This is a genomic window from Stenotrophomonas sp. GL_101 (assembly GCF_057835675.1).
In genome coordinates this window covers 3,953,111-3,974,183 of record NZ_CM174432.1, presented here as the reverse complement: position 1 = coordinate 3,974,183, position 21,073 = coordinate 3,953,111, and the positions used below count along the sequence as shown (strand labels likewise).

Sequence of the window (21,073 nt, the reverse complement as noted above, 5' to 3'; positions counted from 1 at the left end):
GACCAGCGCTTCAACGGGTCAGATGCAGGAACTGCAGGTGGCGCTCGTACTGGTCGATGATGTCGTTGATGATCTGCTGGCGGCTGTAGCCGACCAGCTCGTAATCCTGTCCACCTTCGTAGAGGTGCACTTCGGCGCGGTAATAGCGCAGGTTGCGGAAACGCTGCGCGGCGAAGGAGGGCGTGAGGTAGCCGCGCATGATCACCTGGTAGGTGAAGATCTGCTGTTCGCCATGGTCCACCAGCAGCTCCATTTCGCCGGGCTCGAAGCGGGTCTGTACGTCCAGGCCCTGTTCGCGCAGCTGCGCGGCAACGGCTTCGATGGCCGGCTTCACGTCGGTGTCCATGAACCGGTAGACCTCATCGCGCACCGGGAAGTGCACGGCCTGGGTGATGCGCTGGCGCCAGCCACGCTGGTGCCGCGACTGCCCGGCCAACGGGATCGGCGAGTACTGCGAGGCCTTCTTGCGCTGCGATTCCTCGCCCAGCGCGCGGGTCAGCCCCCAGACCATCAGCAGCAGCACCACCGAGAACGGCAGCGAGGCCAGCACCACCGCCGATTTGAGCGCGTCCATGCTGCCGGCCAGCAGCAGCCCGGCGGTGACCAGCGCGGTCATCCCCCCCCAGAACACCCGCAGCCAGCGCGGGCCGTCGTCCTCGGGGGCGCCGCCGTGCGAGGACAACGTGGACAGCACCACCGTGCCCGAATCGGCGGAGGTGACGAAGAAGATGAAACTGACGATCACGGTGACGGCGATCACCGTGCGGCTCCACGGATAGTGCTGCAGCAGCGCGTAGAGCACGGTCGGCGGGTTGTCCACCGCCATCTGCGCCAACTGCACCTGGTCATGGTGCAGGATCTGGTCGAGCGCGCTGTTGCCGAAGATCGACAACCACGCCAGGGTGAAACCCAGCGGGATCAACAGCACGCCCAACACGAACTCACGGATGGTGCGGCCGCGCGAGATGCGCGCGATGAACAGGCCCACGAACGGCGCCCAGCCGATCCACCACGCCCAGTAGAACACCGTCCAGTTGCCCAGCCAGTCCGGGCGCCCGCCGTAGGCATACACATCGAAGCTCTTGCCGACCACGTTGCCCAGGTAGTCGCCCAGGTTCTGCATCAACGTGCTGAGCAGGTACTGGGTGGGGCCGGCGAACAGCATGAACAGCAGCAGCGCGATCGCCAGCAGCATGTTGATGTCGGACATCCAGCGCACGCCTTTTTCCACCCCCGACACCGCCACGGTGATCGCCGCACCCATCATCAGCACGATCAACCCCACCTGCACCCACGCTGCATGCGGCACCGGGAACAGGGTGTTGAGGCCGGCGTTGAGGTGCAGCACGCCAAAGCCCATGTCCGCGCCGAGGCCGAACACGGTGGCCACGATGCCCAGCGCATCCACGGTGTAGCCGATCGGGCCGTTGATGCGTTTGCCGATCAGCGGGTACAGCGCCGAACGCAGCGCCAGCGGCAGGTTGTGGCGGTAGGCGAAATAGGCCAGTGCCATCGCCGCCAGCGCGAACACGCCCCAACCGTGCAGGCCCCAGTGCAGGAACAGCAGCTGCATGGCCTGGCGCGCGCTGGCCTCGCCACCGCCGACGCCGCCCTGCGGTGGCTCCAGGTAATGGGTGAGTGGTTCGGAGACGCAGAAGAAGAACAGGGTGATGCTGATGCCGGCCGCAAACAGCATGCCGGCCCAGGACAGATAGCTGAACTCCGGCTCGTCATGGTCCGCGCCCAGTTTGACGTGGCCGTAGCCGGACAACGCCACGCCGACCACGAACACCAGGTACACCGTCATCGCCAGCAGGTAGTACCAGCCGACATTGCGCGAGGCCCAGGTCTGCGCATCCAGCAGCAGCGCGCCGGACTGGAGCGGGAATGCGGCCACCAGAATGGCGAATGCCGCCACGAGGGTGGCGGCAAGCAGGAACACGGGCCGGAGCGTGCGCACCTCGCTGAGAGGCGTCTCCACGGTACTCATGGGATGGGGGTAACTCCCGCTGCCTGGAAGGCAAGGCGGGTTTTATCGCACAGCGGCTGTCGTTGTTGCGTGTGCGCGACCCGTGATTCCCGCCACGCAAGGGCGGCGGGGTGACGGGATCGACGCGCCCTGGGTTACCGCAGGGCGTTACCGGGCACGTCGATCTCCATGGCCAGGGCCAGGTGATCGGAAAACGCCGCCGGTACCGCTTCGGCGCTGCGTTGCCGCAGGCCGGTGCTGAGCAGGATGTGGTCGATGGCCCGGTCCGGGCGCCAGCTCGGGAAGGTCGGCACCGCGCAGCCCGGTGGCTGCAGGGTGGTCTTCTGGTACAGCACCTGCATTTCCGGGCGCTCGGCCAGGCAGTTGAAATCGCCCATCAGCACCGCGTTCGGGTGGTCGGTGAGCAGGTCGGCGATGAAGGCCAGCTGCGACATCCGCGAGTTGGTGCCCAGCGACAGGTGCGCCACCGCTACGGCCAGTCCTTCGCTGCCATCTCCGAACTTGGCCAGCAGCACGCCGCGCCCGCCGATCCGGCCGGGCAGGGCGTGGTCCTGGACTTCCACCGGCTCCAGCTTGCTGAGCAGGCCATTGGCGCTGGAGGCCACGCCGCCCATGCGCCGGTTGGGCTGGTGGCTCCAGTAATTGAAGCCGGCGCGCTCGGCCAGGTAGTGGGTCTGGTTGGTGAAGCCCGAACGCAGGCTGCCCGGATCGGCTTCCTGCAGCCCGACGATGTCGTGGCCGCGCGCCAGCTGCGCGATCGCATCCAGGCTGGTGCGCTTGCGCCCCGCCGGCAGCGCATGCGACCAGCTGCGGGTCACATAGTCGCTGTAGCGGCGGGTGCTGCTGCCGGCCTGGATGTTGGCCGTCAGCAGGCGCAGGGTTCGCGTATGGGGGGTGTTCACGACAGTTGCAGGCTCGGCGGTGATCAGTTGCCCTTGGCGGCGCGCTCGCGTGCGATCAGGTGATCGGCGATGCGCAGCATGTCGGGGAAGCTCTTGCCCTTGACCAGGTACTTGCCGTTGACGATCACCGATGGCGTGCCGGTGATCTGGCTGCGCTGGGCGAACTGCTTGGCCGCGTTGGTCTTGGCGCCGACCGCGAAGCTGCTCATGGTGCCGGCGAACTGCTTGGCATCCACGCCGTACTTGGCGTAGAAGGCGGCAATGTCTTCGACCGAGTCACGGCCGCGCTCACCCTTCAGGGTCTGCTCGGCATGGATGGCCGAATACAGCGCCTCGTGGGTCTTTTCCTGCAGGCCCAGGCTCTGCGCGGCGTAGAAGGCGCGTGCGTAGTTGTCCCAGGTGCCGCCGAACATGGCCGGCACGTAGACGAAGCTGACATCGCTCGGCAGACCGGCCTTCCACGGCCCGATCAGCGGCTGGAACGCGGCGCAGGCCGGGCACACGTAACCGAAGATCTCGGCCACTTCGATCTTGCCGGTCGCCGGCTGGAACGGCTGGCCGTTCTCGATCAGCACGTAGTCGGTGCCGGCCACCGGGTCCGGGCCGGTCGGACGCGAGGAGGCTGGTGCCGGCGCCGGGGTGGTGGCGTTGGCAGCGGCGGTTTCGGCGGCGGCGGTTTCACCACTGGCGGCCGGTGCGGCGGCATCGGCCGGAGCGGTTTCAGTGGCCGGCGCGCTGCTCGGTGCCGCCGGCTCGGTCGGCGCGGTGGTGTTTGCGGTGCCGTCCTGGGCCTTGCACGCCACCAGGATCGGCAGCACGGCCATGAGCGTAAGAGCGAAACGGGTCTTCATCGAAGCATCTCCAGCGGATGAGCATGTTGGGGCCGGCACCAAGGGCACCGGCCAAGGGGGAATGATGGCATGGGCCACCGCGCCGGCCGCGTGCACGGTGTGTGATGGTTCAGCGAGCCTTGGCTCAGCGCGCGCGCTCGGCGCGGGCCTTGGCGATCACCGCGTCGGCATTGCGCAGCAGGGCGTCGAACGAATCGCCCTTGACCAGGTAGCGGCCGTTGACCACCAGTGCCGGCGTGCCCGGCACCTGCGTGCGCTGGGCGAAGGCGCGTGCCGCCAGCAGCTTCTGCTCGACCGTATCGCCCTTGAGGGTGGTCACGAAGCGCTCCGGTGCGACCCCATAGCCCTTGTAGAACCCGGCCAGCTCGTCCGGCGAGACGTTCTGCATCGGCAGCGAGCGCTGCTCATGCAGGGCGTCGAACATCGCCCGGTGGCTGCGCTTGGCCACGCCCAGCTGGTCGGCGGCGTAGTAGGCACGTGCGAACGAATCCCAGACCCCGCCGAACGCGGCCGGCACCGGGGTGAAGCGCACATCCTTGGGCAGCTTGGCCGCCCAGGCTTCCAGCTGCGGCTCGAAGCGCGCGCAATGCGGGCAGGTATAGCCGAACATCTCCACCACTTCGATCTTGCCGGCCAACGGCGCGTAGGGGCCGGGTTGCTCGATCACGTCATAGTCGGTGCCTTCGACCAGCGGGGCCGGTGTCGCGGCCAGCACGGACAGGGGGCTCAGGGCCAGCAGCAACAGCATCAGGCGGGGCATCAACGTCATCTACATCCATCTCCATCGAAAAAAGCAACGCCGGCCAGGTGCCGGCGTAGCGGTGAACATAACCCGCCGTGAGGGCGGTGCGGCCAACCCGCCGCCGAACGGTTGCTAAGGCGCCTTGGGCGGTGCACCGGCCGCGGCCACGTCATCGGCGCGGTTGTGCAGGCCCTGCAGGTAGCTGCCCAGCGCCTGGATTTCCTGCTCGGTCAACTGCTTGGCAATGGTCGCCATGATCTGGAAGTGGGCCTTGTCGGTGACCTGCGTGGTACCGGCCTGGTACTCCTGCAGCCGGCGCGCGACATAGGCCGAATGCTGGCCACCGATGTGCGGGTAGGCCGGGCCGGGATTGCCGGCGCCGGTGGGGCCATGGCAGGCCATGCAGGCCGGGATGCCGCGTTGCGCATCGCCGCCGCGATACAGCTGCTGGCCGATCTCGTAGAACTTCTTGCCGGCGTAGGCACCTTCGCCCACCAGGCCATCGTCGGCAAGCCCGGCGCTGGCCTTCTGCGTTGCGAAATAGGCACCGATGTCGCGCATGTCCTGCGGGGTGAGGTCCTGCACGAACGGCACCATCGCCGCCGACGCCCCGGAGGTGCGCTGGCCGTTGGCGATCAATGCCATCTGCTGGGCGCTGTAGCGCTCGCTCTGGCCGGCGATGCTGGGATACATCTCCACGGTGGAGTTGCCATCGGCCGAGTGGCAGGCCGCACAGGCGGCCGCCTTGGTCTGGCCGGCCTTGGCATCGCCCCAGGTGGTCTTGCTGAAATCGACCTCCAACGAGGCGGTCTTGATCGGTCCGTTGTCGGGCAACGGGGTGATCGAGGTCTGGGCGACCGCAACGGCAGCCAGCAATGAGACAGCAATAGCGGAAACGGCAAGAACGCGAGCATGGCGCATGCGGAAGCTCCGTGTGGACCGGCCTGGCAGTTGCGGGACCGCAACCACGGGGATCGTCCGATTATCCATGCGCTTTCACGCCACGGTCAACGCAGGGTGCAGCAAAAGCGGGAATGGACAGCGCGGATCCGCCCCGGACATGCGATCCTATGGGTATGTCATTGCTCCTCGAACGTGCCCAATACCTGCTTTCGGCCCACAACACCCGGCAATTGCCCGAGGATGTTGGCGCCGAAGTCGCCTTTGCCGGGCGCTCCAACGCCGGCAAATCCAGTGCCCTCAACGCCCTGACCCGCCAGAACAGCCTGGCCCGGGTCTCCAAGACCCCCGGCCGCACCCAGCAGCTGGTGTTCTTCGAGATCACCCCGGACGCCAAGCTGGTCGATCTGCCCGGCTATGGCTACGCCAAGGTCCCGTTGGACCTGCAGGCGCACTGGCAGGCCTTCATCGACCAGTACTTCCGTACCCGTGAGGCGCTGCGTGGCCTGGTGGTGGTGATGGACATCCGGCACCCGCTGAAGGACTACGACCGCCAGATGCTGGCCTATGCGGTGCAGCGCGGCCTGCCCGCGCACGCGCTGCTGACCAAGGCCGACAAGCTCGGCCGTGGCCAGCAGGGCATCGCCCTGCAGAAGGTACGCAACGAACTGCATTCCTCCTTCGGCGACACGGTCAGCGTGCAGACCTTCTCCGGCCCGGCCCGCCAGGGCGTGGACGAGGCCCGCGGCATCATCGGTGGCTGGTTGGGCCTGAACAAGCCGGCGCCGCAAACCACCTGACGTAGAGCCGACCGTTGGTCGGCTGCACAGTGGGCATCTATCTGCGGGCGATTGTGGCGCGCTGCGCGTGGTATCCACGCATGGCGTAGCGCTACGGTGTCGGCAGCGGCCCGTATTCCCCCGGTACCCACGCAAACGCCTCACCTTCCCGCCGCACATGCCCCAATCCCGGGAAGGGAAGATGTGCGCCGGCGACCCACCAGCCCTGGTCGGCGGCCTGCGCCATCATCGCGCGGCGGCTGGCGATGGCCGCCGTGCGGTCGCTGTCGGCTTCAAACGCCGCGTCCGGCCGGGCGAACTGCACCGCGTGGAAATGCACCAGGTCGCCCCACACCAGTAATGACTGCCCGTCGCCGCCGTCCAGCTTCCACGACACATGGCCGGGGGTATGCCCGTGGCTGTCCAGCGCGGCCACTCCGCTGGGCAACGATTGCCCGGGGCTGAACCGGCGCAGCTTGCCGGCCGCTGCATACGGCGCCACCGCCTTGCGCGCCAGGGCAAAGGCAAAGCGCACGCCCTGCGGCGCGGTGGCTTCACTGGCCGGGTCCAGCCAGTAGGCGGCATCGGCGGCGGACAACCACACCGTGGCAGTGGGGAAGGCCATCTTGCCCTGCGCGTCCAGCAACCCGCACAGGTGGTCCGGGTGGGCGTGGGTCAGCAGCACATCATCCACCTGCGCCGGGTCGTAGCCGGCCGCACGCAGGTTGCCCAGCACCTGGCCCAGGCCGGCGCCGAAGCACTGCGCGGTGCCGGTATCGACCAGGGTCAGGTGGTCGCCTCGCTGCACCAGAAAGGCATTGACCGCGGTCTGCAGGCCCTTGCCGTCTTCAGGCACATAGCGATGATCCAGCAGGCGGGTGACCGCGCCCGGCGCGATCCCGACGATCTCCTGGCGGCCCAGCGCCACCGTGCCGTCAAACAGCGCGGTGACCTGCAACGTGCCGATCTGCTGGTGGTAGACGCCGGGCACCTGCTGCTGTGGCGTGTGCCCGGTGGTGGCTCCTGCTGAGCTGGCGCAGGCGGCCAACAACAGGGCCGCCGCGAGACGACGGATGCGGGAGAGGGACATGGGGTGATCCTTTGCAGGGCGGTCGGTGCCGCAGTGTCCCCATGCTGCGCGGAGTGCGCTGTGCGATCCGCTCAGAATGCGCCGCGTGCCGCTCGCTCAGCTGTTGCCGATCGCCCCCGGCTCCAGCCCGTAGCGCGCAGCGAAGCGTTTGCTGAAGCTGCCCGGCGAGCGGTAACCGACCCGCGCCGCCACCGTCTTCAACGGCAGCTGGGTGGTGTAGAGCAGGTTCATTGCGTGCGCCAGGCGGGCGTCGGTGATCAGGTCGCGCACGCTGGACTGTTCAGCGGCCAGGCGCCGGCGCAGGGTCGCACCGCTCAATCCCAGGTGGTGTTCGAAATCGCGCGACTGCCAGTCGCGTTCGGGCTGGGCGGCGATCAGGTCGCGGATGCGTTCCCCCGTGCTCGGCTCCGGCGGCACCAGCAGGCTGCCATGGCCGCGTCGGCAGAAGGCGAGCACCAGCGAGGTCAGCGCCAGCCGGGCATCGCTGTACCGGCCCAGCTCCAGTGCCTTGCGCCATTGCCGCAGGCTGTCGCCGTGATCGGCCAACGGCAGCCGCGCCAGCGCATCGCCGGCCTCGGGCAGGGGCTCGTTCCAGAGCACGCGTGCGGCCGCCAGCGCATCGGTGCACAACGGCACGATCGCACTCAGGTAGAGCCCACTGTGCGGGTCGGGAATGTTGACCACGTCAATGCGGCAGCGGCGGGTGATCAGCAACAGGTCGCCCGGCACGAACGTCAGCGTCTGCTGCGCGGTGCTGACCTGCTTGCGGCCCTGCAGCAGGATCGCGAACTGCGGCTGTGGGATATCCACCGAGGACGCGCCGTGTTCGGCACGCGCGGTGATGCAGGCATAGCCGGTGGCGTGCTGGCACTGGACCAGGCTGGCCATCTCGGCCAGCAACGGCCGGGAATCGAAAGGGGTCTCCATTACACGCCAGTATCGAACAATTGGCCGATCAGCGCTGCCGCGCCCATCGCCAGTGCACCCCAGAACATCACCCGCAACGCACCGCGCACAGGCGCCGCACCGCCGGCACGCGCGGCCAGGGCGCCGGTCAGGCCGAGCCCGGCCAGGGTGACCCCGGTGGTGATCTGGGCCACCTGCGTGTGCGGGGCCAGCAACGCGGTGAGGACCGGCAAGGCCGCGCCAGTCACGAACGCGCCAGCCGAGGCCATCGCCGCCTGCAGCGGGCGCGCCCGCATCTCCTCGGTGATGCCCAGCTCGTCGCGCGCATGCGCGGCCAGCGCGTCATGGGCGGTCAGCTGCACGGCCACCTGCCGGGCCAGCGCCGGCGCCAGTCCGCGATGGCGGTAGATCGCCGCCAGTTCCTCCAGCTCGCTGTGCGGGTCTTCGTGCAGCTCGCGCTGTTCTACGGCCAGGTCGGCCCGTTCGGTATCGGCCTGTGACTGCACCGACACGTATTCGCCGGCCGCCATCGACATTGCGCCGGCCACGGTGCCGGCGATGCCGGTGGCCAGCACGGTCGATGCGCTGGCCCCGCTCGCGGCGATACCGACCACCAGCCCGGCCACCGAGACGATGCCGTCGTTGGCGCCCAGCACGGCAGCGCGCAGCCAGCCGACGCGGTCGGAGCGATGGACTTCCGGATGTCGGGATCTGCTCATGCGAGCAGTCTAGGGTGGGTCGGCGAGCGACGGTGGAATGACTCGCAGCCGCACTGCCAGTCGCACCGCGTGGACCGCTGGTGCCGTGCCAGCGTCAAGCCGGTACCAGTAGGATGCTGAAAACCGTCACGGTGACACGACGGTGGGGGGCGCCACGATATAGTGCGCCCTTGCGATGCCGGGGTCCCAGCCCCACATCCCCGTCCTGACCAGAATCCTGCGAGCCTCTCCCTTGTCGAGCCCCAGCCACGTCGCGCAGACGCCGATCACCGACCGCAACGAACTGGTCGCCACGTTGGCCTCCGGCGAAAAGCCCAAGGCGCAGTGGCGCATCGGCACCGAGCACGAGAAGTTCGGCTTCCGCCTGGACGACCTGCGTGCGCCCGCCTTCGACGGCGACCGCGGCATTGAAGCCCTGCTCACCGGCCTGACCCGCTTCGGCTGGGCACCGGTGCAGGAAGGCGGCCGCACCATCGCGCTGCTGCGCGACAACGCCTCGGTAACCCTGGAGCCGGCCGGCCAGCTGGAACTGTCCGGCGCGGCGCTGGAAACCATCCACCAGACCTGCGTGGAAACCGGCACCCATCTCAATGAAGTGGCGCAGGTGGCTGGTGAGCTGCAGCTGGGCTTCCTGGGCATGGGCTTCCAGCCCAAGTGGGCGCGCGATGAAATGCCGTGGATGCCCAAGGGCCGCTACAAGATCATGCGCGAGTACATGCCCAAGGTGGGCACGCTGGGCCTGGACATGATGACCCGCACCTGCACGGTGCAGGTCAACCTGGACTACGGCACCGAAGCGGACATGGTGAAGAAGTTCCGGGTGTCGCTGGCGCTGCAGCCGATCGCCACGGCGCTGTTCGCCGATTCGCCGTTCACCGAAGGCACGCCCAACGGCTACCAGAGCTACCGCTCGCACATCTGGACCGACACCGACAACGACCGTACCGGGATGCTCGACTTCGTGTTTGAAGACGGCTTCGGCTACGAGCGTTACGTGGACTATCTGCTGGATGTGCCGATGTATTTCTCCTACCGCAACGGCGTGTACCACGATGCCAGCGGGCAGAGCTTCCGCGACTTCATGCAGGGCAAGCTGCCGGCGTTGCCGGGCCAGTTGCCCACGCAGGCGGACTGGTCCGATCACATGACCACCGCGTTCCCCGAAGTGCGGTTGAAGAAGTACCTGGAAATGCGCGGTGCCGATGCCGGCCCGTGGAGCCGCCTGTGCGCGTTGCCGGCGTTCTGGGTGGGGCTGTTGTACGACGATGCGGCACTGGATGCGGCTTGGGACCTGGTCCGCGATTTCAGCCTGGTCGAGCGCAACGTCCTGCGCGATGGGGTGCCGCGGCATGGGCTGAAGCTGCCGTTCCGCAACGGCACCGTGCTGGATCTGTCGCGCGAAGCCCTGAAGATCGCCGTGGCCGGTCTCAAGCGCCGCGCGGCGCGCAATGCCGATGGCCAGGACGAAAGCAAGTTCCTGGAGGTGCTGCAGGAGATCGTGGATTCGGGGCTGACCCCGGCCGATCGCAAGCTGGCGCTGTTCCATGGCGAATGGAACGGCGACATCGACCCGGTGTTCAAACAGTTCGCGTATTGATCCCGCGGTAACGGTGACGACCAACGGTCGTCACCTGCCCACCCACCGGTAGGTATTCATCGCCCGGTAGGTGTTCATCGCCCGGTAGGTACCGACCGTTGGTCGGTACGCATTGCCTCAATGCGCGCTGCTCTGCGAAAAGAGGTTGATCACCAGCACGCCGGCCACGATCAGGCCCATGCCGATCAGCGCGGGCGCATCCAGTTTCTGCTTGAACACCACCCAGCCGATCACCGAGATCAGTACGATGCCCACGCCGGACCAGATCGCATAGGCGACGCCGGTGGGAATGGTTTTCAGGGTCATCGCCAGGAGATAGAACGCGGCGGCATAGCCGACCACGGTGCCGATCGATGGCCACAACCGGGTGAAGCCTTCGGAGGCTTTGAGCAGGCTGGTGGCGATCACTTCAAACACGATCGCAAGGCCCAACAGCAGATAGACATTCATCGTGTGCGCTCCGTTTGGACGATGCGCGCATTCTACGTTCGCACGCTGGGGTGCCGAAGGTGCGCAGCGGCCCGCGCGCAGATCGCGTTCAGCACGCCTGTGCGCACGCCACCAGCTTGCGCCCGCCGCCGTTGCGGATGTGTGTCTTCGGATGGTTATGGCGCGAGCGTCCGGGCCCCTTGGCGGTCGGCAGGCCCTTGTGCAAATGTCCCCCGGCCGACGCCTGTGGCGACGGCCTCCTCCTTTATTTTGCCAAGGACCTGCCGGCCGCCAAGGGGCTCGGCTTGCGGGACGCACAGGCGCAGGCGCACTCCGATGTTTGCCGTGGGCTGCCATGGTTCCCGACACGCGGGTGCCGATGCCGTTGTCTGCCATGGGCCGCCGGCATTCTCGATACGCGGGCACCGATGCCCTTGCGTAGGTAGGTCACCACCGTTGGTGGTGACGCTGGTCTCGATCAACTTGCCGCGCGAACTCAGCCACCCTTGCCTGGCCAGATACCCGAACCCAAACGCGCGTTGTGCTTTTTCCCATAAAGGGGAGCGGAAGCAACGAAAAACGCCGCGATTCCGAAGGGGATCGCGGCGCTTTTCTTGAGTGAACCGCATTACCGCATGACCGGGGCGTTCTCCGGTCAGCGTCAACGCGGGGATCAGGCCTTGAGCGTGGCCATGTCGATCACGAAGCGGTAGCGCACGTCATTGCGGGCCATGCGCTCCCAGGCTTCATTGATGGTGCTGGCATCGATCACTTCCACGTCGCTGACGATGTTGTGTTCGGCACAGAAGTCCATCATTTCCTGGGTTTCGGCCATGCCGCCGATCGCCGAACCGGTGAGGTGCTTGCGGCCGAAGATCACGCTGGCGCCGGTCAACGGCGGGTCCAGCTCGGTCAGCACGCCGACCAGGCACATGGTCGCTTCGCGCTTGAGCAGGCCCATGTACGGGTTGGTGTCGTGGCCGACCGGAATCGTGTTGAGCAGGAAGTCGAAACTGCCGGCGTGGGCCTTCATCTGCGCAGGATCGCGCGACACCAGCACCTCATCGGCGCCCAGGCGCTTGGCGTCGGCGCCCTTTTCCGGCGTGGTGGTGATCATCACCACGGTGGCGCCCATCGCCTTGGCGAACTTCACGCCCATGTGGCCGAGCCCGCCCAGCCCGATCACACCGACCTTCTGGCCGGGGCCGACCTTCCAGTGACGCAGCGGCGAGTAGGTGGTGATGCCGGCGCACAGCAGCGGCGCGGCGGCCTTCAGGTCGAGCGTCTCGGCCACCTTCACCACGAAGCGCTGTTCGGTCACCACGTGGTCCGAATAGCCGCCGTAGGTGGGGGCGCCGGTGCCGCGTTCGCGGCCGTTGTAGGTCCAGCTTGCGCCCTCGGCGCAGTACTGCTCCAGGTCGTGTTCGCAGGCATCGCAATGGCGGCAGGAATCGACCATGCAGCCCACGCCGGCGTGGTCGCCGACCTTGAAGCGGGTGACATTGGCGCCGACTTCGGTGACCCGGCCGATGATTTCGTGGCCCGGCACCATCGGGAAGATCGCGCCGCCCCAGTCATCCCGCGCCTGGTGCAGGTCGGAGTGGCAGATGCCGCTGTACAGGATCTGGATGCGGACGTCGTCCGGGCCGACTGCGCGGCGCTCGAAGGCGAACGGCACCAGGGGCGCGGTCTGGTCGTGGACGGCATAACCATGGGCGAGGGACATGAGGGATCCTTGGCAGGTTTTGTAGAAAGGCGCTTTACAATACGCCCGGTTCCCGTGCACAGACAGTCAGGATATCGGCATGATTCATCAAGTGAAACGGGATAATCATGGCCACCGATAACCTCACCCACCTGGCCGCGTTCGCCGCGGTGGCCCGCCATCGCAGCTTCCGCCGGGCCGGCGCCGAACTGGCGTTGTCGACCTCGGCGGTGAGCTATGCGATCCGCGCGCTGGAAGAGCGGTTGGGGGTGGGCCTGTTTCACCGCACCACCCGCAGCGTAGCCCTCACCGAAGCCGGCCAGCGCCTGCTGGAGCGTCTGCAACCCGCGCTCGGCCAGGTGCATGACGCGCTGGAGGAAATGAACCACTTCCGCGCCGCGCCGGCCGGCCTGCTGCGGATCAACGCCACCCGCGCCGCCGTGCATACCCAGCTCGGCCCACGCCTGGCGCGCTTCCTGCTGGCCCATCCCGACGTGCGCCTGGAACTGGCGCAGGATGATGGCCTGGTCGACATCGTCGGAGGCGGCTACGACGCCGGCGTGCGCCTGCACGAGTCGGTCCCCGAGGACATGGTGGCGGTTGCACTGGGCCCGCCGTTGCGTGGATTGATCGTCGGCGCACCGGCATATCTGCAGGGGCGCGAGATACCGCTGCATCCGCGCGACCTGATCCGCCACGAATGCGTGCGTTTCCGCTTCGCCAGCGGCCATCTGTACAAGTGGCAGTTCGAACGCGATGGCCAGGCGTTGGAAATCGATGTGCCGGGGCGCCTCACCCTCGGCGACCAGAACACCATCCTGCAAGCCGTGGTCGACGGACTCGGGCTTGCGTATGTATTGGAAGATTCCGCGCGGCCGTACCTCGACGATGGCCGGCTGGTGGCGGTGCTGGAAGACTGGAGCCCGCCGTTCCCAGGTTTCGTGCTGTATTACCCGCGCCAGCGGCAGATGTCCTCGGCGCTGCGGGCGTTCGTGGACATGCTGCGCGAACCGTGTTGAGTGGCAGGCCTGCAGCACTATCGACGCTGAATAATTGTTAGGCTGGGGTGGATTGCGTCATGCAATCTTCCAAGCCAAGGAGCAGTTACTCATGAAGGCGAATGGATTGTCGTGTTTTGTGACCGGTGCACTGGTTTCACTGGGGGTATTGGCCGTACAGCCCGCGGCAGATGCCTGCACCCGATTCGTTTATCACGGTGCCGGCGCGGATGTTTTCACCGGGCGTTCGATGGATTACAAAATCGATACCGGCAGCCATCTGTGGATATTCCCGCGCGGCATGCAGCGCACGGGCGAAGCCGGTCCGGGTTCGCTGACGTGGACCTCGCGCCATGGCAGCGTGATTACCAGCGCGTATGACATCGCCACCACCGATGGCATGAACGAGGCGGGTCTTGTCGCCAACCTGCTGTGGCTGGCCGAATCGGAGTATCCCGAACGCAACAGTGGCAAGCCGGGCCTGAGCATTTCGGCCTGGACGCAGTACATGCTCGACAACTTCGCCAGCGTGGACGAGGCCGTCAAGGCATTGGCCGACGAGCCGTTCACCCTTGTCACCGATGCGCCGCCGGGCGAACAGCGCCTGGCCACGCTGCACCTGTCGCTGTCCGATGCCAGTGGCGACAGCGTCATCATCGAGTACATCAAGGGCAAGCAGGTCATCCACCACAGCCGCAACTACACGGTGATGACCAACTCCCCGGTCTTCGAGGAACAGCTGGCGCTGGAGAGCTACTGGCGGGAGATCGGCGGCACCGTGATGCTGCCGGGTACCAACCGCGCCGCCGACCGTTTCGCGCGCGCGGCGTTCTATGTGGAGGCCATCCCCAAATCCAGCGACCCGGTGGAATCCACGGCCAGCGTGTTCGGGGTGATCCGCAATGTGTCGGTTCCCTATGGCATATCCACGCCCGATCAGCCCAACATCGCTTCCACGCGCTGGCGCACGGTGTCCGACCACGCCCGCAAGCGCTATTACTTTGAATCGGCACTCAGCACCAATGTGTTCTGGGTGGACCTGAAGAAGATCGACTTCAGCGAGCGCACCGGCAAGGTGAAACGGCTGGATCTGGGGCCGCACCAGCGCACCATCTACGCCGGCGAGGCCAACGCACAGTTCAAGGATGCCAAGGCGTTCCGCTTCCTGGGCGTATAACCACCGCGCTGCGCCGCATTGCGATCCCTGCATGCCCGGTTCGCCGGGCATGCTTTACCGGAGGCTGTATGACCGTACTCATCCGACCGGCGCGCATCGCGCTGGCGATGCTGCTGCCTGTATGTTGCACAACGCCATTGGCCTACGCCAACGACACTGCCGCTGCCGACCGCTGGCGATTCCAGGCCACGCCCTATGTGTGGATGAGTGGCATGGAAGGCGAGGTGCGCCCGCATCGGAGCGCACCCCGGGTGGACGTGGACAAGTCCTTCTCCGAGCTGCTGGACACGCTCGACGCTGCCGCCTTCATCACTGGTACCGCGCGCCGTGGCGCGCTGGTGCTGCACACCGATATCAGCCACGCGGCCAGCTCCGATGCGGTGCCATTGCCGGTGGGTGTGGCCGCGAAAGTGACGGTGCGGCAGACCTCGGCCACGCTGCTGGCCGGCTACGCCTGGGCCGCCGACGAGCGCAGCGGCCTGGATCTGATGGCTGGCCTGCGCTACTGGGACATCAACGCGGCGGTGAACGTGCCCGGGTGGGTATCGGCACGCTCGGACACCACCTTCGTGGATCCGATCGCGGCCGTGCGCTGGCGCCAGACCCTCGCGCCGCGCTGGAGCAGCCTGGTGTATGTGGATGTGGGCGGTTTCGGCGTGGGCTCCGATGCCACCTGGCAGGTGCTGGCGCTGGCCAACTACCAGGCCAGCGCCAACATCCATGTGTCGATGGGGTACCGCCATCTGGCGGTGGACTACCGCGCGCAGGGCAAACGCCTGGACCTGGCCTTGTCCGGGCCCATGCTCGGCCTGACCTATCGCTTCGGTGCGGCGCACGCGGCGGGGTTGCCTTGAGTCCAGCGCGCAGGTGTTACGCGCTTGCCGGGTAATCGGTGTATCCCGCCACGCCACCCCCGTAGTAAGTCGCGCGCTCAGGTACCGCCAAGGCCACGTCCTGCTCCAGCCGCGCCACAAGATCGGGGTTGGCAATGAACGGCTGGCCGAACGCGGCCAGGTCGATGATGCCCGCGTCGACCAGTTGCAGTGCGCGCGCACGGGTCAGGCTGCCGGCCAGGATCACCGTGCCGCCGTAGGCGCGCTTGAAGGTCGCCAGGAACGCCTCGGACAGCGCCGACACGCCACGGGCATGGTTGTCGTTGAGGTGCACGTAGGCCAATCCACGCGTGCCCAGTTCCTGCGCCAGGTACAGGTAGGCCGCTTCGTTGCCGGGGTATTCGGGCATGTCGAACTGCACGTTGTTCGGCGCCAGCCGTACACCGATGCGGTGCGCGCCGATCCGCGCGGTCATCGCGTCCACGGTGTCCAGGATCAGGCGGGCGCGGTTCTGCAGCGTGCCGCCGTAGACGTCGCTGCGGTCGTTGGTGACCGGGTTGAGGAACTGCTCGAACAGATAACCATTGGCTGCGTGCAGTTCGATACCGTCGAAACCGGCCGCGATCGCGTTGCTGGCGGCGTTGGCGAAGTCGCCGATGATGCCCGGCACTTCGTCGGTGGCCAACGCGCGTGGCGGGGTCGGGTCGGCATGGCCGCGGCTGCCATCGGCGTGATACACGAACGCGGTGTTCTTCGGATCGCTCGCCACCGCGCGCGCGCCGGCGCTGACCGGCTGGCCGCCGCCGGGCTGCAGCGAGGCGTGCGACATGCGGCCGACGTGCCAGAGCTGGGCGAAGATGGCGCCGCCTTCGGCGTGCACCGCTGCCGTCACCTGCTGCCAGCCCTGCACCTGCTCGGCCGACCACATGCCCGGCACGTCGATGTAGCCCTGGCCCTGCGCCGACACGGGCGTGCCCTCGCTGATGATCAGCCCGGCGCTGGCACGCTGGCGGTAGTACTGCGCGGTGAGCGCGTTGGCCACGTTGCCGGGGTTGCGAGCGCGGGTCATGGGCGCCATCGCGATGCGGTTGCGCAGCGGTGTGCCGGCCAGGTCGTAGGGGCGGAAGAGGGACAGGTCAGTCATCGGGATACTCGTGGGGGCAGGGCGCCAGTGGCGCGACCCGTTCAAGATAGGGTTGACCGGGAAGCACATAAAGCCGTTCAATTTCCCCTCAAGCGGGAACATTTGTCCCCAATGGAGTACGGACATGCTGCCAGTGGAATCCTTGAACGGCCTGGTCACCTTCGTCACCACGGCGCGCTCGGCCACGTTCACCGAGGCGGCCGAGACGCTGGGGCTGTCGCGCTCGGCGGTGGGCAAGGCGATCGCGCGGCTGGAGCAACGCCTGGGGGTGCGCTTGTTCCACCGCACCACCCGGCGCATCACGTTGACCGCCGACGGCCAGGCCTACTTCGCGTCGTGTTCGGCGGCACTGGAGGAAATCGCCTCGGCCGAGGCGTGCCTGGGCTCGGCCTCGCACCTGCCGGCCGGGCGGCTGCGCATCGACATGCCGTCGTCGTTCGGGCGGCATGTCGTGCTGCCGATACTGCTGCGGATCTGCAGCGAACATCCCGAGCTGCAGCTCACCATGACCTTCACCGACCACTTCGTGGATCCGGTCGAGGAAGGCATCGACCTGCTGATCCGCTTCGGTGGCCTGGACCTGGCCCAGCACCTGGTAGCGCGGCGGCTCGGCCGCCAACGCCTGATCACCTGCGCCGCGCCCGGCTACCTGCGGGCGCACGGCACGCCGCGCACGGTCGAGGAACTCGCCGCGCACCGCAGCATCGTCGGCTTTCGCCATGGGCAGCCGGTGGCATGGCGGATCGGCCTGGCGGGCGAGCATGCACCGTTCATTCCCAGTGGCACCCATCAGATGAGCGATGGCGATGCGGTGATCGAAGCGGCCATCGCCGGGCTGGGCATCTGCCAGATGCCCGGCTTTCTGGTCCAGCGCCACCTCGACGCGGGCACCCTGCAACCGGTGTTGGAGCACTGCATGCAGCAGCACGTGGAGATCCATGCGCTGTGGCCGCAGACCCGGCACCTGCGGCCGAAAGTGCGCTATGTGGTGGATGCGCTGTCGCGGTTGGCCGATGCCGGTGCATTCGACTGAGTACCGCACAGGGCGCAACCGATGCCTGCTGCGCTACCGGGAGGCGGTGCCCGGCGGCGTCATAGGCTGCGTTGCATCGCAAACAGGGCAGCATCCACACGATTCGACCCGGGATATGCGCTTGCCGGGTGGCCATGCGCGTGGTGGCCAGGTCGATGGACTCGTTGGTGGTGGTAGGGCGGAACAGCGAAGGCGTGTGTGCAGTCAGGGCGCGGCGTCGCCTGCGCGCTCGGCGATCGGGCGCACCTTCTGCACCAGCATCAGCAGGGTCTTGCCGGGTTCTTCGTTCATGACCTCGTGCGCGGACTGCTCGAACCAGACCAGCTCCTTGCGTGGCGCTTCCACCGTGGCGAACCACTCCGCGGCCAGTGCCGAGGAGACGTTGTGGTCATGCCGGCCCAGGAACAGGAACAATGGGGTGTCCAGCCTGCGGACCGTCGACATGTCCAGCGTCAGTACTTCGGCAAGCAGGTGTTTCGTCGAGAAATCGTTGCCCTTCCAGATGCCGGCCACGTCCTGGTCGGTGTACTCCGGGGACAGCGCGATCGCGGCCGCTTCGGCATCGCCCCCGCGGCGGTTGTGCACCATGCCGCCGTAATGGTTCAACCACCGGCGCTGCTTGAACAGGCTGTCCAGCGCAAGCGGTGCGTTGCCCTGCGCATACGGGGCGAGCGCTTCCAGGTCGGCGATGGCCTGTGCGTTTCCTTCCCGCCGCGCCTGCTGCAGAGTCCATGACCAACCGCGGCGTTCGCTCTCCGGCGCGTTGGTTACCTGCCCCATTCCGATATAGGCATGCAGCCATTGCGGACGGCGCTGGGCCAGCTCAACACCCAGGTAGCTGCCCCACGAGTGGCCCAGTACGAAGATCTTGTCCTTGCCCAGTTCCCTGCGCAGCCAGGCCACCATGGCTTCGGCATCGGCCACCATCTGCTCGCGGGTCATGGTCGGTGCCACGCGCGCCGGATCGTTGGCGACATAGGTCTTGCCTGCGCCGCGCTGGTCCCATTGCACCACGGTGAAATACTCTTCCCAGCCCCGCTGGAAGTACCAGCTGGTCGGCATCGACACCCAGCCCGGCCCGCCATGCAGCATCAGCAGCACCGGATTGCGGCGGTCATTGCCGCGAATGGATATCCATTGGTCGATGCCACCGATGTGCACCTTCTCCAGCCGCTCGATGCCGTTGTCGGCGACCACCCGGCGCATGTCGGCAAGAATGCCGATCGCTTCGCTGCGGTTGTGAGGGGCGGGTGCGGCCACGGCCGTTGCAGACAGCGCAGCAAGGGTGATGGCCAGCAGGCCGGAAACAAGTGACTGCATCAGCATCAGCATCCTTTGCCGGGGAGCCGGTAACGGGAGCCGAGTGTGTCACGCCCCTTGCGGGCCGACCAGTGCATGTTGGACCGGCTTCAAGGCCGCATGTATACTCACCCCCAGTATAGTTCCCTGGTGGTGTTGGCATGCCTCATTCCCCGCAGGAAAAGAAGAAGGTCCTGGCCCGCGTGCGCCGTATCCGTGGCCAGTGCGATGCGCTGGACCGGGCGCTGGAAGCAGGGGCCGACTGCGGCCCGGTGCTGCAGCAGATCGCGGCGATCCGGGGCGCCGTCAACGGGCTGATGTCCGAAGTGATGGAAGCCCACCTGCGCGAAGAATTCGGCCAGCCGGCGCAGTCCGAGGTGCAGCGCGCCGAGCGCGTGCGCGACATGAGCGCGCTGATTCGTTCTTACCTGAAATAAGCGTGCGGGTGACCGCGCGCAGTCCCGTCTTGTTGCTTGCCTTGGAGTATTCCCGATGAAATCCCGTGCCGCTGTTGCTTTCGCCGCTGGCGAACCGTTGAAGATCGTCGAGATCGACGTTGCCCCGCCGCAGAAGGGCGAAGTGCTGGTGCGCATCACCCATACCGGGGTGTGTCATACCGATGCGTTCACCCTGTCCGGGGATGATCCCGAAGGCCTGTTTCCGGCGGTGCTTGGCCATGAAGGCGCGGGCATCGTGGTGGAAGTGGGCGAGGGCGTCACCAGCGTCAAGCCGGGCGACCATGTGATCCCGCTGTACACCGCCGAGTGTGGCGAGTGCCTGTTCTGCACCAGCGGCAAGACCAACCTGTGCGTGGCCGTGCGTGCCACCCAGGGCAAGGGCGTGATGCCCGATGGCACCACCCGCTTCAGCTACAACGGCGAGCCGATCTACCACTACATGGGCTGCTCGACCTTCAGCGAGTACACGGTCGTGGCCGAGGTCTCGCTGGCCAAGATCCATCCGGAAGCGAACCCGGAACACGTGTGCCTGCTCGGCTGCGGCGTGACCACCGGCATCGGCGCGGTGCACAACACCGCCAAGGTGCAGGAGGGCGACAGCGTGGCCGTGTTCGGTCTGGGCGGGATCGGCCTGGCCGTGATCCAGGGCGCGCGCCAGGCCAAGGCGGGGCGCATCTTCGCCATCGATACCAATCCGTCCAAGTTCGACCTGGCCAGGCAGTTCGGCGCCACCGACTGCGTCAACCCGAAGGACCATGACAAGCCGATCCAGCAGGTGATCGTGGAGATGACCACCTGGGGCGTGGACCACACCTTCGAGTGCATCGGCAACGTCAACGTGATGCGTGCGGCGCTGGAATGCGCACACCGTGGCTGGGGTCAGTCGGTGATCATCGGCGTGGCCGGTTCGGGCCAGGAAATCTCCACCCGTCCGTTCCAGCTGGTCACCGGACGTTCGTGGAAGGGCACCGCGTTCGGCGGCGTCAAGGGCCGCAGCCAGCTGCCGGGCATGGTCGAGGATGCGATGAAGGGCGAGATCGAGCTGGCGCCGTTTGTCACCCACACCATGGACCTGGAGCAGATCAACGACGCGTTCGAGCTGATGCACGAAGGCAAGTCGATCCGCTCGGTCGTGCATTACTGAGCCGCACATGGGCCTGACCGACTTCTGGAGGCAACGCAGCGCGCCAGCACCGACGGTACGTGACACGCTGGTCGACCAGATCGAGCAGGCACTGCGCGATCTGGGCTGGTTGCAGGGCCCGGTCGGCGCACCGCGTCATGTCGATTCGCCGTTCGGTATCGACGAGATGCCGTTCGAGCATTGGCTGGTGCAGGTATTCCTGCCGCGCCTGCAGGAGGCGCGCCGCGATGGGCGCTGGCCGCCCCGCAGCGACGTGGCCGTGGCCGCGTGTCGCAACCTGGATGGGCAGGAGGACTGCGCGCCGTTGCTGCACCTGCTCGCGCAGCTGGACCACGACATCAACACCGGCGGCGCGCCTGCGCGCGGCCGCCCCTGAG

21 protein-coding genes are annotated in these 21,073 nt (G+C 67.1%); 9 read left to right on the top strand and 12 right to left on the bottom strand.

Annotation, left to right across the window (positions count from 1 at the left end; all coding sequences use genetic code 11):
• Positions 1–10 precede the first annotated feature (10 nt).
• The 5 genes from betT to AC3IR9_RS17475 form a co-directional block, all read right to left on the bottom strand.
• Complete coding sequence (gene betT / locus AC3IR9_RS17495; protein ID WP_489292311.1) at positions 11–1,990, bottom strand: choline BCCT transporter BetT; 1,980 nt, start codon at positions 1,988–1,990, stop codon at positions 11–13.
• Positions 1,991–2,124: 134 nt separating this feature from the next.
• Positions 2,125–2,862, bottom strand: coding sequence for an endonuclease/exonuclease/phosphatase family protein (locus AC3IR9_RS17490; RefSeq protein WP_489295883.1), 738 nt, complete (start codon positions 2,860–2,862; stop codon positions 2,125–2,127).
• Between the two features lie 53 nt (positions 2,863–2,915).
• Complete coding sequence (locus AC3IR9_RS17485; protein WP_489292310.1) at positions 2,916–3,743, bottom strand: thiol:disulfide interchange protein DsbA/DsbL; 828 nt, start codon at positions 3,741–3,743, stop codon at positions 2,916–2,918.
• 124 nt (positions 3,744–3,867) lie between these two features.
• The gene (locus tag AC3IR9_RS17480; RefSeq protein ID WP_489292308.1) at positions 3,868–4,512 is read right to left on the bottom strand and encodes a thiol:disulfide interchange protein DsbA/DsbL; all 645 of its coding nucleotides are present in this window, start codon (positions 4,510–4,512) and stop codon (positions 3,868–3,870) included.
• Between the two features lie 105 nt (positions 4,513–4,617).
• Positions 4,618–5,406, bottom strand: coding sequence for a c-type cytochrome (locus AC3IR9_RS17475; protein ID WP_489292306.1), 789 nt, complete (start codon positions 5,404–5,406; stop codon positions 4,618–4,620).
• Positions 5,407–5,561: 155 nt separating this feature from the next.
• On the opposite strand from AC3IR9_RS17475, the gene yihA reads away from it, so the two are divergent.
• Positions 5,562–6,185, top strand: a complete 624-nt coding sequence (gene yihA / locus AC3IR9_RS17470) for a ribosome biogenesis GTP-binding protein YihA/YsxC (RefSeq protein ID WP_489292304.1) — start codon at positions 5,562–5,564, stop codon at positions 6,183–6,185.
• Positions 6,186–6,276: 91 nt separating this feature from the next.
• Here the strand turns inward: yihA and AC3IR9_RS17465 are convergent, their stop codons facing one another.
• From AC3IR9_RS17465 to AC3IR9_RS17455, 3 genes are all read right to left on the bottom strand, one after another.
• Complete coding sequence (locus AC3IR9_RS17465) at positions 6,277–7,254, bottom strand: MBL fold metallo-hydrolase (RefSeq protein ID WP_489292302.1); 978 nt, start codon at positions 7,252–7,254, stop codon at positions 6,277–6,279.
• 96 nt (positions 7,255–7,350) lie between these two features.
• The gene (locus AC3IR9_RS17460; protein ID WP_489292301.1) at positions 7,351–8,181 is read right to left on the bottom strand and encodes a helix-turn-helix transcriptional regulator; all 831 of its coding nucleotides are present in this window, start codon (positions 8,179–8,181) and stop codon (positions 7,351–7,353) included.
• The gene (locus AC3IR9_RS17455; RefSeq protein WP_489292299.1) at positions 8,181–8,879 is read right to left on the bottom strand and encodes a VIT1/CCC1 transporter family protein; all 699 of its coding nucleotides are present in this window, start codon (positions 8,877–8,879) and stop codon (positions 8,181–8,183) included. The genes AC3IR9_RS17460 and AC3IR9_RS17455 overlap by 1 nt, the downstream gene beginning before the upstream one ends.
• A gap of 232 nt (positions 8,880–9,111) precedes the next feature.
• Between AC3IR9_RS17455 and AC3IR9_RS17450 the strand changes: the two genes are divergently transcribed.
• On the top strand, positions 9,112–10,476 hold the full coding sequence (locus AC3IR9_RS17450) for a glutamate--cysteine ligase (RefSeq protein ID WP_489292297.1): 1,365 nt from the start codon (positions 9,112–9,114) through the stop codon (positions 10,474–10,476).
• 117 nt (positions 10,477–10,593) lie between these two features.
• Here the strand turns inward: AC3IR9_RS17450 and AC3IR9_RS17445 are convergent, their stop codons facing one another.
• Entirely contained in the window at positions 10,594–10,926 is a 333-nt protein-coding gene (locus AC3IR9_RS17445) for an EmrE family multidrug efflux SMR transporter (protein ID WP_489292296.1), read from the bottom strand.
• A gap of 652 nt (positions 10,927–11,578) precedes the next feature.
• A complete protein-coding gene (locus tag AC3IR9_RS17440; protein ID WP_489292294.1) occupies positions 11,579–12,631 on the bottom strand; it encodes an NAD(P)-dependent alcohol dehydrogenase in 1,053 nt (350 codons plus the stop codon).
• A 107-nt stretch (positions 12,632–12,738) separates the two neighbouring features.
• On the opposite strand from AC3IR9_RS17440, the gene AC3IR9_RS17435 reads away from it, so the two are divergent.
• The 3 genes from AC3IR9_RS17435 to AC3IR9_RS17425 all read left to right on the top strand — a co-directional run bounded on the left by AC3IR9_RS17435 (position 12,739) and on the right by AC3IR9_RS17425 (position 15,639).
• On the top strand, positions 12,739–13,629 hold the full coding sequence (locus tag AC3IR9_RS17435) for a LysR family transcriptional regulator (protein WP_489292292.1): 891 nt from the start codon (positions 12,739–12,741) through the stop codon (positions 13,627–13,629).
• A 91-nt stretch (positions 13,630–13,720) separates the two neighbouring features.
• The gene (locus tag AC3IR9_RS17430; RefSeq protein ID WP_489292291.1) at positions 13,721–14,785 is read left to right on the top strand and encodes a linear amide C-N hydrolase; all 1,065 of its coding nucleotides are present in this window, start codon (positions 13,721–13,723) and stop codon (positions 14,783–14,785) included.
• A 68-nt stretch (positions 14,786–14,853) separates the two neighbouring features.
• Positions 14,854–15,639, top strand: coding sequence for a hypothetical protein (locus tag AC3IR9_RS17425; RefSeq protein WP_489292289.1), 786 nt, complete (start codon positions 14,854–14,856; stop codon positions 15,637–15,639).
• A gap of 16 nt (positions 15,640–15,655) precedes the next feature.
• On the opposite strand, the gene AC3IR9_RS17420 is transcribed toward AC3IR9_RS17425, so the two are convergent.
• Complete coding sequence (locus tag AC3IR9_RS17420; RefSeq protein WP_489292288.1) at positions 15,656–16,762, bottom strand: alkene reductase; 1,107 nt, start codon at positions 16,760–16,762, stop codon at positions 15,656–15,658.
• Between the two features lie 124 nt (positions 16,763–16,886).
• Between AC3IR9_RS17420 and AC3IR9_RS17415 the strand changes: the two genes are divergently transcribed.
• Positions 16,887–17,795, top strand: a complete 909-nt coding sequence (locus tag AC3IR9_RS17415; protein ID WP_489292287.1) for a LysR family transcriptional regulator — start codon at positions 16,887–16,889, stop codon at positions 17,793–17,795.
• A 204-nt stretch (positions 17,796–17,999) separates the two neighbouring features.
• Here AC3IR9_RS17415 and AC3IR9_RS17410 read toward each other — a convergent pair whose 3' ends face one another.
• Positions 18,000–19,115 (bottom strand): alpha/beta fold hydrolase, encoded by a 1,116-nt coding sequence (locus AC3IR9_RS17410; protein WP_489292286.1) that lies wholly within the window; start codon positions 19,113–19,115, stop codon positions 18,000–18,002.
• A gap of 140 nt (positions 19,116–19,255) precedes the next feature.
• On the opposite strand from AC3IR9_RS17410, the gene AC3IR9_RS17405 reads away from it, so the two are divergent.
• The 3 genes from AC3IR9_RS17405 to AC3IR9_RS17395 are packed head-to-tail and all read left to right on the top strand — an operon-like array spanning position 19,256 to position 21,072.
• A complete protein-coding gene (locus tag AC3IR9_RS17405; protein ID WP_489292285.1) occupies positions 19,256–19,531 on the top strand; it encodes a metal/formaldehyde-sensitive transcriptional repressor in 276 nt (91 codons plus the stop codon).
• A gap of 55 nt (positions 19,532–19,586) precedes the next feature.
• Positions 19,587–20,696 (top strand): S-(hydroxymethyl)glutathione dehydrogenase/class III alcohol dehydrogenase, encoded by a 1,110-nt coding sequence (locus tag AC3IR9_RS17400; protein WP_489292284.1) that lies wholly within the window; start codon positions 19,587–19,589, stop codon positions 20,694–20,696.
• 7 nt (positions 20,697–20,703) lie between these two features.
• Positions 20,704–21,072 (top strand): YqcC family protein, encoded by a 369-nt coding sequence (locus AC3IR9_RS17395; protein ID WP_489292282.1) that lies wholly within the window; start codon positions 20,704–20,706, stop codon positions 21,070–21,072.
• Position 21,073 lies beyond the last annotated feature (1 nt).